This window comes from Pseudoalteromonas sp. NFXS53 (assembly GCF_056629255.1).
The window spans coordinates 300,206-313,494 of record NZ_JBWVBR010000002.1 but is presented as its reverse complement, the minus strand read 5'-3'; the positions used below and the strand labels follow the sequence as shown (position 1 = coordinate 313,494).

At 41.2% G+C, this 13,289-nt stretch carries 14 protein-coding genes; 11 read left to right on the top strand and 3 right to left on the bottom strand.

Translation table 11 applies throughout. From position 1 onward, the window contains the following. Window positions 1–25: 25 nt before the first annotated feature. The 5 genes from AC1HJP_RS04180 (at window position 26) to def (ending at window position 2,623) form a co-directional block, all read left to right on the top strand. On the top strand, window positions 26–910 hold the full coding sequence (locus tag AC1HJP_RS04180) for a mechanosensitive ion channel family protein (RefSeq protein WP_480360517.1): 885 nt from the start codon (window positions 26–28) through the stop codon (window positions 908–910). Between the two features lie 160 nt (window positions 911–1,070). Then, window positions 1,071–1,517 (top strand): PA2169 family four-helix-bundle protein, encoded by a 447-nt coding sequence (locus AC1HJP_RS04175; protein ID WP_404394111.1) that lies wholly within the window; start codon window positions 1,071–1,073, stop codon window positions 1,515–1,517. A 10-nt stretch (window positions 1,518–1,527) separates the two neighbouring features. After that, the gene (locus tag AC1HJP_RS04170) at window positions 1,528–1,695 is read left to right on the top strand and encodes a DUF1328 domain-containing protein (protein ID WP_480360516.1); all 168 of its coding nucleotides are present in this window, start codon (window positions 1,528–1,530) and stop codon (window positions 1,693–1,695) included. A 36-nt stretch (window positions 1,696–1,731) separates the two neighbouring features. Next, complete coding sequence (locus tag AC1HJP_RS04165; RefSeq protein WP_480360515.1) at window positions 1,732–1,926, top strand: hypothetical protein; 195 nt, start codon at window positions 1,732–1,734, stop codon at window positions 1,924–1,926. 196 nt (window positions 1,927–2,122) lie between these two features. Continuing rightward, window positions 2,123–2,623 carry a peptide deformylase gene (gene def / locus AC1HJP_RS04160; protein ID WP_404394116.1) on the top strand — a complete coding sequence of 167 codons (501 nt, stop codon included), beginning with the start codon at window positions 2,123–2,125 and terminating at the stop codon, window positions 2,621–2,623. A 91-nt stretch (window positions 2,624–2,714) separates the two neighbouring features. Here def and AC1HJP_RS04155 read toward each other — a convergent pair whose 3' ends face one another. Next, window positions 2,715–3,353 (bottom strand): NAD(P)-dependent oxidoreductase, encoded by a 639-nt coding sequence (locus AC1HJP_RS04155; protein ID WP_480360514.1) that lies wholly within the window; start codon window positions 3,351–3,353, stop codon window positions 2,715–2,717. 128 nt (window positions 3,354–3,481) lie between these two features. Between AC1HJP_RS04155 and AC1HJP_RS04150 the strand changes: the two genes are divergently transcribed. Continuing rightward, the gene (locus AC1HJP_RS04150; RefSeq protein ID WP_480360513.1) at window positions 3,482–4,375 is read left to right on the top strand and encodes a LysR family transcriptional regulator; all 894 of its coding nucleotides are present in this window, start codon (window positions 3,482–3,484) and stop codon (window positions 4,373–4,375) included. A gap of 105 nt (window positions 4,376–4,480) precedes the next feature. Further along, window positions 4,481–5,296 carry a DUF4437 domain-containing protein gene (locus AC1HJP_RS04145; RefSeq protein ID WP_480360512.1) on the top strand — a complete coding sequence of 272 codons (816 nt, stop codon included), beginning with the start codon at window positions 4,481–4,483 and terminating at the stop codon, window positions 5,294–5,296. Window positions 5,297–5,322: 26 nt separating this feature from the next. Here the strand turns inward: AC1HJP_RS04145 and AC1HJP_RS04140 are convergent, their stop codons facing one another. After that, complete coding sequence (locus tag AC1HJP_RS04140) at window positions 5,323–6,201, bottom strand: LysR family transcriptional regulator (protein WP_480360511.1); 879 nt, start codon at window positions 6,199–6,201, stop codon at window positions 5,323–5,325. A 100-nt stretch (window positions 6,202–6,301) separates the two neighbouring features. On the opposite strand from AC1HJP_RS04140, the gene AC1HJP_RS04135 reads away from it, so the two are divergent. Continuing rightward, a complete protein-coding gene (locus tag AC1HJP_RS04135) occupies window positions 6,302–6,670 on the top strand; it encodes a DoxX family protein (protein ID WP_480360510.1) in 369 nt (122 codons plus the stop codon). Between the two features lie 15 nt (window positions 6,671–6,685). On the opposite strand, the gene AC1HJP_RS04130 is transcribed toward AC1HJP_RS04135, so the two are convergent. Then, complete coding sequence (locus AC1HJP_RS04130; protein WP_480360509.1) at window positions 6,686–7,546, bottom strand: hypothetical protein; 861 nt, start codon at window positions 7,544–7,546, stop codon at window positions 6,686–6,688. A gap of 636 nt (window positions 7,547–8,182) precedes the next feature. Here AC1HJP_RS04130 and AC1HJP_RS04125 point away from each other — a divergent pair. Genes AC1HJP_RS04125 through AC1HJP_RS04115 form a run of 3 tightly spaced genes read left to right on the top strand, consistent with a single transcriptional unit; the run spans window position 8,183 to window position 13,158 of the window. Then, window positions 8,183–9,154 (top strand): ABC transporter ATP-binding protein, encoded by a 972-nt coding sequence (locus AC1HJP_RS04125; RefSeq protein ID WP_480360508.1) that lies wholly within the window; start codon window positions 8,183–8,185, stop codon window positions 9,152–9,154. After that, window positions 9,126–12,059 carry a Gldg family protein gene (locus tag AC1HJP_RS04120; protein WP_480360507.1) on the top strand — a complete coding sequence of 978 codons (2,934 nt, stop codon included), beginning with the start codon at window positions 9,126–9,128 and terminating at the stop codon, window positions 12,057–12,059. Before AC1HJP_RS04125 ends, AC1HJP_RS04120 begins: the two co-directional genes overlap by 29 nt. Window positions 12,060–12,069: 10 nt before the next feature. Further along, window positions 12,070–13,158, top strand: a complete 1,089-nt coding sequence (locus AC1HJP_RS04115; RefSeq protein WP_480360506.1) for a DUF4340 domain-containing protein — start codon at window positions 12,070–12,072, stop codon at window positions 13,156–13,158. Window positions 13,159–13,289 lie beyond the last annotated feature (131 nt).

The window sequence follows — 13,289 nt, the reverse complement described above, 5'->3', positions numbered from 1 at the left end:
AAAAAATACTCTGGAGTTATGAATAATGGAAATAGATAAGTTTTGGAAACTCATTAATGAAAAGCTAATCGCCTGGTTAGAAGGCGCTATTCAACTATTACCCAACATCATTTTGGCATTATGTGTTTTGATATTCTTCACTTTGCTCGCGAGGGTATTGTCGGTTTGGTTCTCAAAAGTCATATATAGAATTATTAAAACAGCACAAGTCGCATCTTTGATCAGCTCAGTATTTAAGATCATCATCATCTTGGTAGGTGTTTTCTTTGCGTTAGATATTGTGAAGCTCTCTGGTGCGGTTATGTCTTTATTAGCTGGTGCCGGCATTATAGGGCTAGCGATTGGTTTTGCGTTTCAGGATATGACCGAAAACCTGATAGCCGGGTTCGTCATGAGTGTAAGAAAGCCATTTATGGTCGGTGACATCATAAAAACCAAAGACTGCTTCGGAACAGTGAGCAGGATCAATTTGCGAAACACCCTGGTTGAAAATTTTTATGGTCAGCTGTCATATGTTCCGAATAAAACACTATTTAAAAATGAGCTGCAGAATTACTCGAAACTCGGTAAACGCAGAATAGAGATACCCGTTGGTATTTCTTACGCGGATGATCCTGAGCAGGCAAGGGCACTGATTGTAGAAGCGCTGAATCAGCATGACTTTGTTTTAGATCCCGACGAAACAGATGTATATGCAGCATCATTTGGTGATAGTGCCATAAACTTACTTGTGTGGTTTTGGATTGATTATCCGAGTGAGCCAAGCTTTATGCTGGTGCGCCACAAAGCCATCTGCACGATTAATCGCGTGCTATCAGATAATGACATATTAATTCCATTCCCTATTAGAACGATCGACTTCAATGCAAAAGGCGGCACACGGTTAGGTGCACAATTTACACAGGAATAATTTACAAAGCCTATGTAATATTTTCATCGTGTAAAACTTAGATTTTATTTTTGTCTTTAAAAACAGTTATTTAAGTTTGGCATTAAACCTGCTGCATAGAGTTCACAGTAATTAAAACACTTACTGCATTTAAACAATATCGAAATGAAAGGAGTTACTTATGACACATTCAAACTACGATATGAGTCCAGTGAAAGATCTAATTAGAGTGCTTAACGGTGGCGTTGAATTTTACACTCAAGCTAAGAAAAAGTTGGATAGCACTAACTTGAACCGCGTGTTTGACCAAATGATCGCTGATAAAGCGCAAGCAATTTCTGATCTTCAGCCATTTGTTTTTGTTGATGAAGGTACCGTTGAGACGGACACTGCAACGAGTGTTGATATTCGTGAGTCTTACACCAAAGTCATTGGTGTATTAAGTACTGACAAAGCACATACTTATATTTCTCAGTTAGAAGAAGTTGAAGATAAAGTGCTAGATAAGCTTGATAAAGCGTTGAGTGAGCCATTACCGCCAAAATGTAAAAGTGCGCTGCTGCAAATTCAAAGCCGAATGCAGGTTTGTCATGACCAGATGAAGCAGTTACAAGAGCTAACCGCTTAAGGAGGACAGCATGCTTAGGTGGGCAATAACCTTCTTATGTCTTGCGCTGATTGCCGCTGTGTTGGGTTTTTCTGGCATAGCAGGCGCAGCAGCTGGAATGGCTAAAATATTATTTTTTGTATTTATCGCATTTATGGTCATTTCATTCTTATTTGGAAAGAGAAAAACTCCCAATTAACAGGGAATTGAATATTTAAATCGTTATAGGAGATTAATGATGAGATTAGCAATAACTCTAGCAAAAGTATTTGGTTTTATTTCAATTTTGGCGCTATTTGGTTGTAGTGACGGCCCTGCAGAAGAGGCTGGTGAACGCTTAGATGAGAAAGTTCAAGAAGTTGAAAACAGCGTTGAAGATGCATGCGAAAAGGTCAAAGAAGAAGTAAACGCGAAGAATGAAGAGTGCTAAGTAAATCGCAGGCTTTCTAAAAACAGCACTAACAAAGAAACTTCAGTTAACGTGATTGTTAACTGAGGTTTTAGTTTTCTCAATTCTCTTACCTTATCTAAAGCCCTGTTGGTGTACCAAATGAGATCACAACGCTTGAACATAATATGTGTATAATTCGCCCATTATTTAAGAGCGTGAAAAACATAGAGGTAAAATGGCTGTTTTAGAGATTCTAAAAGCTCCAAATGAAAAATTGAAAGTTGTTGCAGAGCAAGTAACTGACGTAGAAAGTGTGCAAACTTTGATTGATGACATGCTGGATACCATGTACGACACCGATGATGGCATTGGTCTGGCGGCGACTCAAGTTGGCCGTAAAGAAGCCATTATCATCATAGATATTTCTGAACAAAGAAACGAGCCGTTAATTCTGATTAACCCAGAAGTGGTGGGTGGCTCTAACAAAGAGATGGGGCAAGAAGGTTGTTTGTCGGTGCCGGGATATTATGCTGATGTAGAACGTTTTACCTCTGTACAAGTCAAGGGTTTAGACAGAACTGGCAAAGAAGTGCTCGTTGAAAGTGATGACTTTTTAGCAATCGTGCTACAGCACGAAATTGACCACTTAAAAGGTAAGCTGTTCATTGATTACTTATCGCCTTTAAAACAAAAAATGGCGATGAAAAAGGTTAAGAAAGCGATTAAAGCGGCTTAATCGCTTTTGGTAAATTAGCTAGAAATATAGCCTGTTAAGCTAGCATAAGTACTTGAAGCCTTGATGTTCACTGAGCATCAAGGCTTTTTTCTTAGTAAGCCACACCCATTCTCTTGTTGATATGTGCTGCTTTTTCAATTTCATCTACAAATGCGACCGCATAGTCGGCGACTGAAATACGACTATTGCCTTGCTCATCGGTAATAAGTTGCTCAGTACCGGTACGATATTGGTTTAGTTTATCACCCGGGAAAATCTCAGCTGCAGGGCTAATAAACGTCCAGTTTAATGGGCTACTAGAGTGTTTAAACACGTCAAGAGCTTCACCTTGCGCAACGGCTTCATCTTTATATTCAGCAGGAAACTCAGGGGTATCGATTAACTTTAAGTTTGGTGCTACTTCTAGTGAGCCTGCGCCACCGACCCATAGCAAACGCTCAATGCTGGTGTTTGGTAATTCATTGAGTAAGCGCTCAGCGGTCTTTTTTACAATCTCGTGATTGCCCAAAGCTCGACCGCCAATGGCCGCAACAAACACCGTTTCATCACTGATTAAAGCGCTTAAGTTGTTAGATGGGTTATTTAAGTCGAATGACTTTGCGGTGACGTTAGGTACGTCGTATTTATCATGTGCTCGAACTAGCGCTGTGATCTCATGCCCTCTTGATTTTGCTTCTGCCACGATATGAGAGCCTATCCAACCTGATGCGCCTAATACGATTAGTTTCATAATATTTTCCTCTTGGGTAAGTGTTTTGAGTTGTGTCTAGATTAGAAGAAAACTAAGATGAAATAATCGAGCAAAATTGAAATAGATTGTTTCTTATTTGCTATCTAATAATAGGCTGAATTTTTAATATGGATCGTATTACTGCCATTAAAAGCTTTGTTGAAGTGGCGCATTTATCTAGCTTTACTAAAGCTGCTGAACGTCTTGACTTAAGTCGTCTTCAAGTGACACGCCATGTGCAAGAGTTAGAACAATGGCTAGAGCAAAGGTTATTGCATCGCACCACCAGAAAGGTGAGCTTAACCCAGCATGGAGAACAAGCTCTACATAGATTTGAGCGAATTCTCGATGAAACCAGTGCTTTGATTGCTGAGAGTACCGAAGGTAGGCAAACGTTATCGGGCACGGTTCGCATTTCGAGTCCTATCGGTTTTGCCCAAAATATGTTGGTCAATGCCGTTAGTCAATTTATAGCGCAGCATCCAAACGTTAAAATTGATATTCATGCCAGCGATAGTTTTTCGAATTTAGTTGAACAGCGCATAGATATTGCGCTCAGATATACCAACACGCCCGATGAAAACTTGATTGCCAGACGACTGATGGTGATAGGCGCGTGTGTTTGTGCATCTCCAGAGTATTTAGACAAGCATCAAGTTCCCGAAAAGCCTGAAGCCCTAACAGAACATCCTTGCTTAGTGCATTTATCACATGATAAATGGCGATTTATGAAAGCTGAGCAAAGTGTTGAGGTGAAAGTAAACGGGCCATTAGTTTGCAATGATGTACCCACACTCGTGCAAGCCGCAATGAATGGCACGGGCATAGCGTGGCTGCCGTATGATATTGCGAGGAGCTACATAACAGAGAAAAAGCTCGTGCCTATTTTGCAAGATTATAAAATTGAGAATAATCAACTTTGGGCGGTGTACTTATCAAGAAGCTATCAATCGCCGGTTGTGCGCGCCTTTATTGATTTTGTGGCAGCGCTTTGGCAAGAAGATATAGTGCCATTCAATTAATTATCAAAAAAATATTGAAACTGTTTTCGTAATTACAGGGCTAAAACAGTTTAAAACGAACCTTTAAAATCGTGTTTTATCGACAATCGATGAGTCACAATATTTATGCGTCATGTAGTAAAAACCCTTGTTATAGTCACATTCTTTCTCACTTTTATATCAACAAACGCTTTCACTGCAGAGCTCAAAGTAATTAAAGCGCAATCAGTAGAATGGGGCTATCTGAACCCACTTCGAGGTGCCAAGAGCCCGGGAGCTGCTGAGCTGTGGGGAGACAGAACAAAAACTAACGCGACAGGCATGCTTGTTCGATTTAAAAAAGGCTTTTCGTCACCTCCGCATATCCACAATATCTCTTACCGTGGCATTGTGATCAAAGGGTTAATACATAATGCAGATCCAAATGCCGAACATTTATGGATGCCTTCAACTTCATATTGGACGCAACCTGCGGGTGGCAATCATATTACCGCAGCAAACGGTGATGAAAATCTCATTTATTTGGAAATAGATAGTGGTCCTTATTTGGTCAAACCAAGTGAAAAACAGTTCAATAATCAGGAATATCCACTCAATTTACATGCTGATAATTTGGTGTGGCAAAGTGCAGATGAACTGACAGCGTTGAAAACAAGGCAAGCTATGCTTTTAGCATCTTTATGGCAGTCAAATGATGGCAAAACAAAAGGGCAGCTATTAAAGTTACCTGCTGATTTCAGTGGTAATGTGCATGTTATGTCAAAAGAGTTTAAAGCTGTGATCATTCAAGGTGCTGTAAACCTTGCTAGCTCAAAGCACAATGACTTATTAGAAGCTGGAAGCTATATTGAGTTAAACGGTGTTGGTAAATTTAACCTTTCTTCGTCACAACCTGCAATTTTATATATTCGTTCAAATGGTGAGTTTGACGTAAGGGATTAACCGCCTTTTAGAGCATGAATAAGAGATTATTCATGCTCTTTTAAATGGGTACTTAAGAAATCAATAAAAGTCCCAATCTTGTGAGGAATGTAATTACTATTTTTATAAACTGCATACATTGGCAATGAAAAAGCATGCTTTTGTTGTAAAACTTCAACAAGTTCACCGTTTTCAAAGTACTCTGCGACCATCCATTTTGGCATGGCAGCTATGCCTGCCCCTAAGCACGCCATTTTCACTATCATGTCTGGGCTATCACTCTTTATAACTTCGTTTACTTGTACTTTACTGCCTTCAAAAGTCCAAACATTTGAAGGGCGCATTAAAGAGTAAGTAATGCACTTATGGGTGCTTAACTGAGACGGATTTTGAGGTGTACTATTTTCAGCTAAGTAACCAGGAGAGGCGAAGTAACATAATGAGTGCTCGATTAGTTTTTTGGCTTTTAAGTTTGAATCTTCAAGGTGAGCGGCCCTGATCGCAATATCAATATTGTCTTTGAATAAATCGGCCTGTTGATCATTCACTGAGATATCAAGCTCGAGCTCGGGGTGGAGTGCCATAAAGTGTTTCAAGGGCTCAGCGAGCCGCTTTGTTGCAAACGCCGAAGGGGCGGAAATTCTAAGCTTGCCAACGACTTTAGATTGCTCGTTACGGATCTGGTGCTCAGTTAACGACAGCTTCTCAAGCACTTCTTGGCTACAGGCTAAGTAATCACTTCCTGCATCTGTAAGCGTGATTTTTCTGGGTGTTCGGTTAAATAAAGTAAAACCCAAGTCTTGTTCAAGCCAGGCAATGCGCTTACTGACAGCGCCTTGTGTCATGTTTAGTTCGTCTGCGGTTGCCGTAAAACTACCCAAACGCGCTGCGGTGGCAAACACCGAAAGGCATGTGAGTTTATCCATTATGCATTCCTACTGGGAATATTAACTATGTAATTAATAGCATTTATCGCAATTTTTAGGAATGTTTAAATAACACCATTATTAAATACGGAGTTTAAACATGACGATTATTTCATTGGTGTTATTCGCGTTCTTTTCATTTGTAAGTTCAATTAAATTAACGGGGTGGCAAAAGAAGATTTTTGAGATCCAGTTAGGCTTTTTTAAAAACTATGGCTTGAGTCGTACCCATATGTTCTTAATTGGGTTGATAGAAAGCGCATCAGCACTGTGTTTGCTGTTATCAGTATCAATAGACAACAGCTTACTCAATGCGTTAGGTGCAATTGGCATTTTATTTACATCAATAGGCGCTATTTTCTTTCATCTACGTTTTGACACATTAAAAGATGCACTGCCTGCAATAGTAACTTTGTCTTTATCAGGTGCTTTACTATTTAGTAATCAATATGTGTATAACGTTATATAACACTTATCAAAAAAATTAATCACTGAGCAGTTTATATTTCAAAAACAAGTCGCTGATCCTGCGAGTTAACAGGCTTTGCTCGGTATTTGGCACATGATGTAAGTGCATCGATAAATAAGGTTCTGAGGGATAAAGTCTGAGTAGGGTCTTATTTATCTCAGCTATTATTTTTTTAGATCTTGGCGTGCTACTGCAGGCAATATGACCTGCTATAAATTTGGGGTGATTGTTAATAGTCAGCGAAGCAATATCAGTGTCATCTTCAGCGTAATATTGTTTAAAAATAGTGGGGTATGAAATTAAGAAATCAACGCGATGTCGGGCAAACAGTTTGATCATGGCATCGTATGCATCGCTGCCTGCACGAGCGAGTAGGTTTTCATTTTTTAGCTGTTTTACTTGCTTATCTAAGCCTTTTCCGTATGACCTACCTGTTTCGATGGCAAGACTTGCCATCGAGTAGTGATTAAACAAAGTATTCAAATTAATCAGCTCGCCATTTTCGGTTAGCATATTGTCTAGTAAAGGTGTGCGGTCTTTAAAATAGTAAAGACGATGACTGGGATACAAGTGCACAGGATATGAATAGAGGTTATAGAGCAGGCGCTCTTCGGTTTTGATACGGTTTACTGCACAGATGGTTTTGTCTTGTTTAAGAAGTGCATCAATACGAGCTGTGGGGGCGATTTTTAGCTCAAATTTAACGTTTTCTAAGTTTTCAAATAACAAGCGGTATGAGTCACTGGCAATATCGTTGCGGCCATTTTTATAAAACAGCTCGAGATCGTTTGCATCATCACTTAACAGTGTGACCTTTTCAGCCTCAGCGTTAAATGATATCAACAAGAAAATAAACAGCGAGAGTAAGTACTTCATAAACACCACTTGAAGTTGATTTATTCCATTATAGTCAATAAATACAATAACTGATGGAGAGTTTTAACACACGTTAAAAGTGGTAGGTAGTGTATTTGCTCCAACGTCATATTCTAATTTTTGTTATTTAAAATCATTGGATTAAAGATTAAGTTTGTAGAATAAAAAAATGCCACAAACAAACTTAAACAAATTTAAAATTTCTCTCTTGAACTTTTTGAGTTCGCCCATATCAAAAAATGCGATTCGTTCTTTACTTTGTTTTGGGGACAAGCCCAGCAACTATGGAGATAATAACAATGTATTTTTCGATAACGTCTCAAGCACTCTTTTCAAATAAAAATCTATTTATAAACAACTAGAAACTAAGCTGAGCTTTGGTTAAGAGATTTACTGACATAGCGATATTTAATCGATAAGCGTCATTTAAATCTGCAGCCGGAAACTTTTAGGGATAACACCGCTCACGCGTCCTGCTATCGCCAAGGTACCTACTTCCATGTAGGCAAGGCAAATTTGCGCGTCAATAGCAGGCCTATTGCAAGTAAATTTAACGCAGTTAGCGTTGAAAGTAGCCGCTGAAGATAGATTTATTATCCAGAGATCAGGTTAGTTAAGCTTAATTCGGAGACTTCCATGTTAGAGGTGAGTAATTTAACTCGCAGCTATGGCAGTTTTAAAGCTGTAGATTCTGTGAGTTTTAAAATCCAAAAAGGTGAAATTATCGGGCTGCTTGGGCACAACGGCGCGGGTAAAACCACCATAATGAAAATGATCAGCGGCTATCTCGAAGCTGACACCGGTGATGTTAGCTTAGATGGCATAATGCTTTCTAAAGAACCCAAAAAACTTCAAAGCCAACTCGGTTATTTACCCGAAAGTTTGCCAGTCTATCCAGAAATGAGCGTGGCCGAATACCTAGATTACACCGCTGATTTAAAAGGGTTAAAAGGCAACACTAAAGTGGCTGAAATTAAACGCGCCATCAAAGCCACTGACTTATCGGCAAAATTGTTAGCACCCATTGAAACCTTATCACGTGGTTATAAGCAGCGAGTGGGGGTGGCACAGGCAATTTTGGGGCAACCAAAACTATTGATTTTGGATGAGCCTACCAATGGCCTCGATCCAGAGCAAACACAACATATGCGTGAGTTGATTAGAGACATCGCCAAAAAAGCCATGGTGATTTTATCAACCCATATTATGCAAGAGGTGAATGCTTTATGTGATCGCGTGTTGATTTTGAAATCGGGTCAACAGGTCCTCGATGAACAACTCGAAGCACTGCAGCACAGTAAAAAGCTGGTGGTCGAAAGCGACTTAGCAGAAGTGAAAAAGCTCACCGACATCAAAGGCATTTTTGCTGTTGAACAAGAGCCACAAAAATTTATCGTGAGCTTAGAAGACAAGGCGAATATGCAGCAAGTTGCAGCCACTATCAGCAAAACCATTATTGGAAGTGGCGCGCAGTTGTTTGCCATATATCCGCAAAAACGTGACCTAGAAAGTGTCTTTAACCAAATCAATAACGACGAATTTGTCGCAACCGCGAATAACAATCAAGGGGGAGCCGCGCATGCAGCCTATTCAATCTGCGCAGTTTAATGCTGTTCGTATTGCGCAAAAAGAAATCGCGCTATTTTTCTCATCGCCCATTGCTTACTTGTTCATTGGCGCATTTGTGGGGTTAACCTTATTTATCTTCTTTTGGGCTGAGGCATTTTTCTCTCGTAACATTGCCGATGTGCGCCCAATGTTTGAGTGGATGCCCGTTCTGCTTATCTTCTTATCGGCAACCTTAACCATGAAGCTTTGGAGTGAAGAGCGACGCAGCGGAACCATCGAATACGTGCATACCTTATCGGTGCCACTGTGGCATTTTGTATTGGGCAAGTTTTTAGGTTGTTTGGCACTGCTGGCGATAGCGTTAGTAATCACACTGCCTTTGCCGATCACAGTTAGCTTTTTAGGTGAGTTAGACTGGGGCCCGGTTATTTCGGGTTATTTGGCGGTGTTGTTATTGGGTAGCGCTTATATTGCCATTGGTTTAGCGGTATCAGCGCGCAGTGACAATCAAATTGTCAGTTTGATCACCGCATGTGTGATTGGCGGACTTTTTTACTTTATTGGTACCGCTGCGATCACCGACTTTTTCTCCCATCAAATGGCTGAATTCTTAAGACAACTCGGCACCGGCGCGCGCTTTGATGACATCACTCGTGGTGTTATTGATGTGCGAGACTTGGTCTATTATGTGTCGTTAACTTTGGTGTTTTTGGCTTTAAACACTTACTTTTTAGAGCAAGAGCGCTGGGCGAAAAACGACAGCAAAGCAAATACACAATCAAGGCATCATAAAACCTGGCAGCTAGTGACAGGCTTGCTGGTAGTAAATTTACTCACAGCTAACGTGTGGCTTAGTCAGTTACCACAACTGCGTTTAGACACCACCGCAGGCAAACAATACTCGATTTCTGAGGCGACTGAGTCTTATTTGGCGCAGTTACAAGAGCCTATGTTGATCCGAGGGTATTTCAGCAATAAAACCCACCCGTTACTAGCGCCACTGGTGCCACAAGTGAAAGACTTATTACAAGAGTACGAAGTCGTTGCCGATGGCAGAGTGCGCGTAGAGTTTATTGACCCGCAAATGCACCCAGAGCTTGAAGAAGAAGCCAATACTCAATTTGGCATTAAACCAATGCCGTTTCAGGTTGCCGACCGTTATCAAGCGTCCATTGTCAGCTCTTATTTTAATATTCTGGTGCAATACGGTGACGAGCATCAAGTACTAGGGTTTAGAGACTTAATTGAGGTTAATGCCCGCGCCGAATCAGATGTTGAAGTGCTGTTACGTAACCCTGAACACGACATTACCCGCGCGATTAAAACCGTACTGCAAAACTATCAAAGCGGCGGTAACTTATTCGACACCGTTAAGCAAACATTGACATTTAACGCCTATGTGTCGGCAAATGACAAACTACCTGAGCAATTACAAACCTTAAAGCAGGGTATTGAAAAGCACTTAAATGATGTGCAAGCCAAGTCTTACAATAAGCTGGCAGTAAACTTTATCGAGCCAGAAGCCGAAGGCGGTAAAGTCGCGACTCAAATTGCTGAAGATTATGGCTTTGAGCCAATGGCAACCAGCTTTTTCTCAGATCAAACCTTCTACTTTTATCTGACTTTGGCGGGCGAAGATCAAATAGTACAAATTCCACTGGCTGACTTCAGTGACGCAAGCTTTGAGCGTAACCTCGATGCGGCAATTAAGCGTTTTGCTTCTGGATTCACTAAAAACTTAGCTTTGGTAAAACCCGCTTCAGCACCGAGTTATGGCTACGGTATGCCAAGCAGTAGCTTCAGAGAACTAGAGCGCATGCTAGGCAGTGAATTAAACATCATCAATGAAGATTTAAGCGATGGCAGTGTTTCGGGTGAAGCCGATATTCTAATGCTGGTCGCCCCTAAATCACTGGATGAAAAACAGTTATTTGCTGTAGACCAATTCTTGATGAAAGGCGGGACAGTGATCGCAGCAACGTCGCCTTATAGCATCAATCTTGCTGGTGGCAGTTTGAATATGAGTTCAGTCGACAGTGGGCTGACAGATTGGTTGGCGCATCATGGTTTAAACATTGAAAACAGCCTAGTGATGGATGCCACTAATGCGGCATTCCCAATTCCGGTGACCCGCAATGTCGGTGGATTCCAGTTGCAAGAAATGCGTATGTTGGATTACCCCTATTTTGCAGATATTCGTGATGGGTTAAATCAAGATAATTTAATCACCTCTGAGCTACCGCAACTGACCATGGCTTGGTCGTCGCCCATTACCCTTGCAGATAATAAAGACAATATCACTTTCACTAAATTGATTGAAAGCTCTGACAAAGCGTGGACGTCTTCGTCTCTTGATGTGATGCCGCAGCTAAATGCGCAAGGCGAGGCGAGTTACATCTCAGAAGGTGACACCTCGAAGCAGTTAATGGGTGTGATGGCACAAGGTAAATTTACTTCATACTTTGCAGATAAAAACTCTCCGCTTTTAGCTGCCAAAGAGTCTGACAATCAAGGCGATGCATCGGATGACAACACTGAGAATGAGTCAGAAATCAGTGAAGCCCAGAGCGACACGCAGTTTGATGTCAGCAGTGTGATTAAGCACGCGCCAGACAGTGCACGCATTATCTTGTTCAGTTCAAATGATTTTGTACAAGACCAAGTGCTACAACTGACCGCAGGCGTATCGCAAGGCGATTATCTAAATAGTTTACAGCTGATGATGAACGCCGTGGATTGGTCGCTGGAAGACCGAGCGCTCATGAGCATTCGCGCGCGTGGTAATTTCAACCGCACCTTGCCACCAATGGAGCACGACCAGCAACTTATGTGGGAATACGGAAACTATGCGCTGGCCTTTACATTGCTAATGGGCTTAGCCCTATTTGATCGTCAACGTAGAAAGCGCAAGCAGCGTGAGTATTTAACTTGGATTTCGCAATAGGAGTGCAACCATGAATAAAGCAGTAACTATTTTATCTGTGGCTCTAGGCGCACAGGTGATCCTAGCTGGCGCACTATTTTATAACGGTCAAAATAGCTTTGAGACACAAGCGCCAGTGCCATTGTTAAGCCTAGAACAGCAAACCATCAACGAAATTACCTTACAAGAAGGTGATAATGATAAGCCGCTTACATTGGTGAAAAACGGTGAAGATTGGCATTTGGCTGATTACCCAAATTTACCTTTACTTGATTATAAAGTGTCAGCTCTAACCGACACTTTAATCAACAGCAAGGTGAATTGGCCTGTGTCACGCACTGAAGCCAGTCACGAACGCTTTAAAGTGGCCGATGACAACTTCGAAAAACGCATCACCTACAAGCTAGGCGATGATGAAGTTGAAGTGTTGCTAGGTGAGTCACCCAGCTTTAAAAAGCTCTACGCGCGTAATGGCGACAATAACGATGTGTTCACCATAGAGTTCAGCGGCTATCATCTGAGTGTTGATAAAAATGATTGGTTGAATAAGTCGTTGCTGTCAGTAAATGATATCAGTGAAATCAGCCAAGCAGGATTAGCGTTTGAAAAAGCCCAAGTACAGCAAGACGCTGAATTAGACGAGCACACAGAGTCAGTGAAAAGCACAAGTGTTGATAAAAGCACTGTTTTACCAGAGATCATCAATGCAAAAGCCAGTTCAAAGACCCGTGTTGAAACCACATGGCAAGTTAAAGCGCCAGCAAAACTGCCCGAAGGTCAAACACTCGACACCGAGCGTATTGATGAGCTGCTTGAGCAATTCTCTAGCTTAACGGTGACGGCAATCGCTGAGCAAGAAATCGCTTTTGCAGAGATTGAAAAGCTCAGCGTGAAAGATGCCCACGGCAAGCAGTTCGACTTTGTATTTGCTCAACATAAAGACAGCTATTACGTAAAACGCAGTGACTTTGCACATTGGTTTAGCCTTGGCAAAGCGCAGTTTGATAACCTAGCTAATATCAATGCCAATGACTTTTTCATTACCCCAGATGATGACGAAAATTCGCAGCAATTGAGTAATGAAACAAATCAACAAACGGACACTGAAACATCAGATTAATTCGCCGTAGCTCTACTCCAAAGTAGGCAAAGGTGCGATCCCAAAGGATTGCACCTTTTTTATTTTATCTAATGAAGGGGAGGATAAGAAATATAAAGAAAAACCCGACATAAAGTCGGTGCTACCGAGAT

Excerpts from the sequence above, each read along its gene's own strand:
- AC1HJP_RS04135 (WP_480360510.1), top strand. The coding sequence starts at position 6,302 with ATGACGATTATTTCATTGGTGTTATTCGCGTTCTTTTCATTTGTAAGT.
- AC1HJP_RS04170 (WP_480360516.1), top strand. The coding sequence starts at position 1,528 with ATGCTTAGGTGGGCAATAACCTTCTTATGTCTTGCGCTGATTGCCGCT.
- AC1HJP_RS04155 (WP_480360514.1), bottom strand. The coding sequence starts at position 3,353 with ATGAAACTAATCGTATTAGGCGCATCAGGTTGGATAGGCTCTCATATC.
- AC1HJP_RS04125 (WP_480360508.1), top strand. The coding sequence starts at position 8,183 with ATGTTAGAGGTGAGTAATTTAACTCGCAGCTATGGCAGTTTTAAAGCT.
- AC1HJP_RS04175 (WP_404394111.1), top strand. The coding sequence starts at position 1,071 with ATGACACATTCAAACTACGATATGAGTCCAGTGAAAGATCTAATTAGA.
- AC1HJP_RS04145 (WP_480360512.1), top strand. The coding sequence starts at position 4,481 with ATGCGTCATGTAGTAAAAACCCTTGTTATAGTCACATTCTTTCTCACT.
- AC1HJP_RS04115 (WP_480360506.1), top strand. The coding sequence starts at position 12,070 with ATGAATAAAGCAGTAACTATTTTATCTGTGGCTCTAGGCGCACAGGTG.
- AC1HJP_RS04165 (WP_480360515.1), top strand. The coding sequence starts at position 1,732 with ATGATGAGATTAGCAATAACTCTAGCAAAAGTATTTGGTTTTATTTCA.
- AC1HJP_RS04180 (WP_480360517.1), top strand. The coding sequence starts at position 26 with ATGGAAATAGATAAGTTTTGGAAACTCATTAATGAAAAGCTAATCGCC.
- AC1HJP_RS04140 (WP_480360511.1), bottom strand. The coding sequence starts at position 6,201 with ATGGATAAACTCACATGCCTTTCGGTGTTTGCCACCGCAGCGCGTTTG.
- AC1HJP_RS04130 (WP_480360509.1), bottom strand. The coding sequence starts at position 7,546 with ATGAAGTACTTACTCTCGCTGTTTATTTTCTTGTTGATATCATTTAAC.
- AC1HJP_RS04150 (WP_480360513.1), top strand. The coding sequence starts at position 3,482 with ATGGATCGTATTACTGCCATTAAAAGCTTTGTTGAAGTGGCGCATTTA.
- AC1HJP_RS04120 (WP_480360507.1), top strand. The coding sequence starts at position 9,126 with ATGCAGCCTATTCAATCTGCGCAGTTTAATGCTGTTCGTATTGCGCAA.
- def (WP_404394116.1), top strand. The coding sequence starts at position 2,123 with ATGGCTGTTTTAGAGATTCTAAAAGCTCCAAATGAAAAATTGAAAGTT.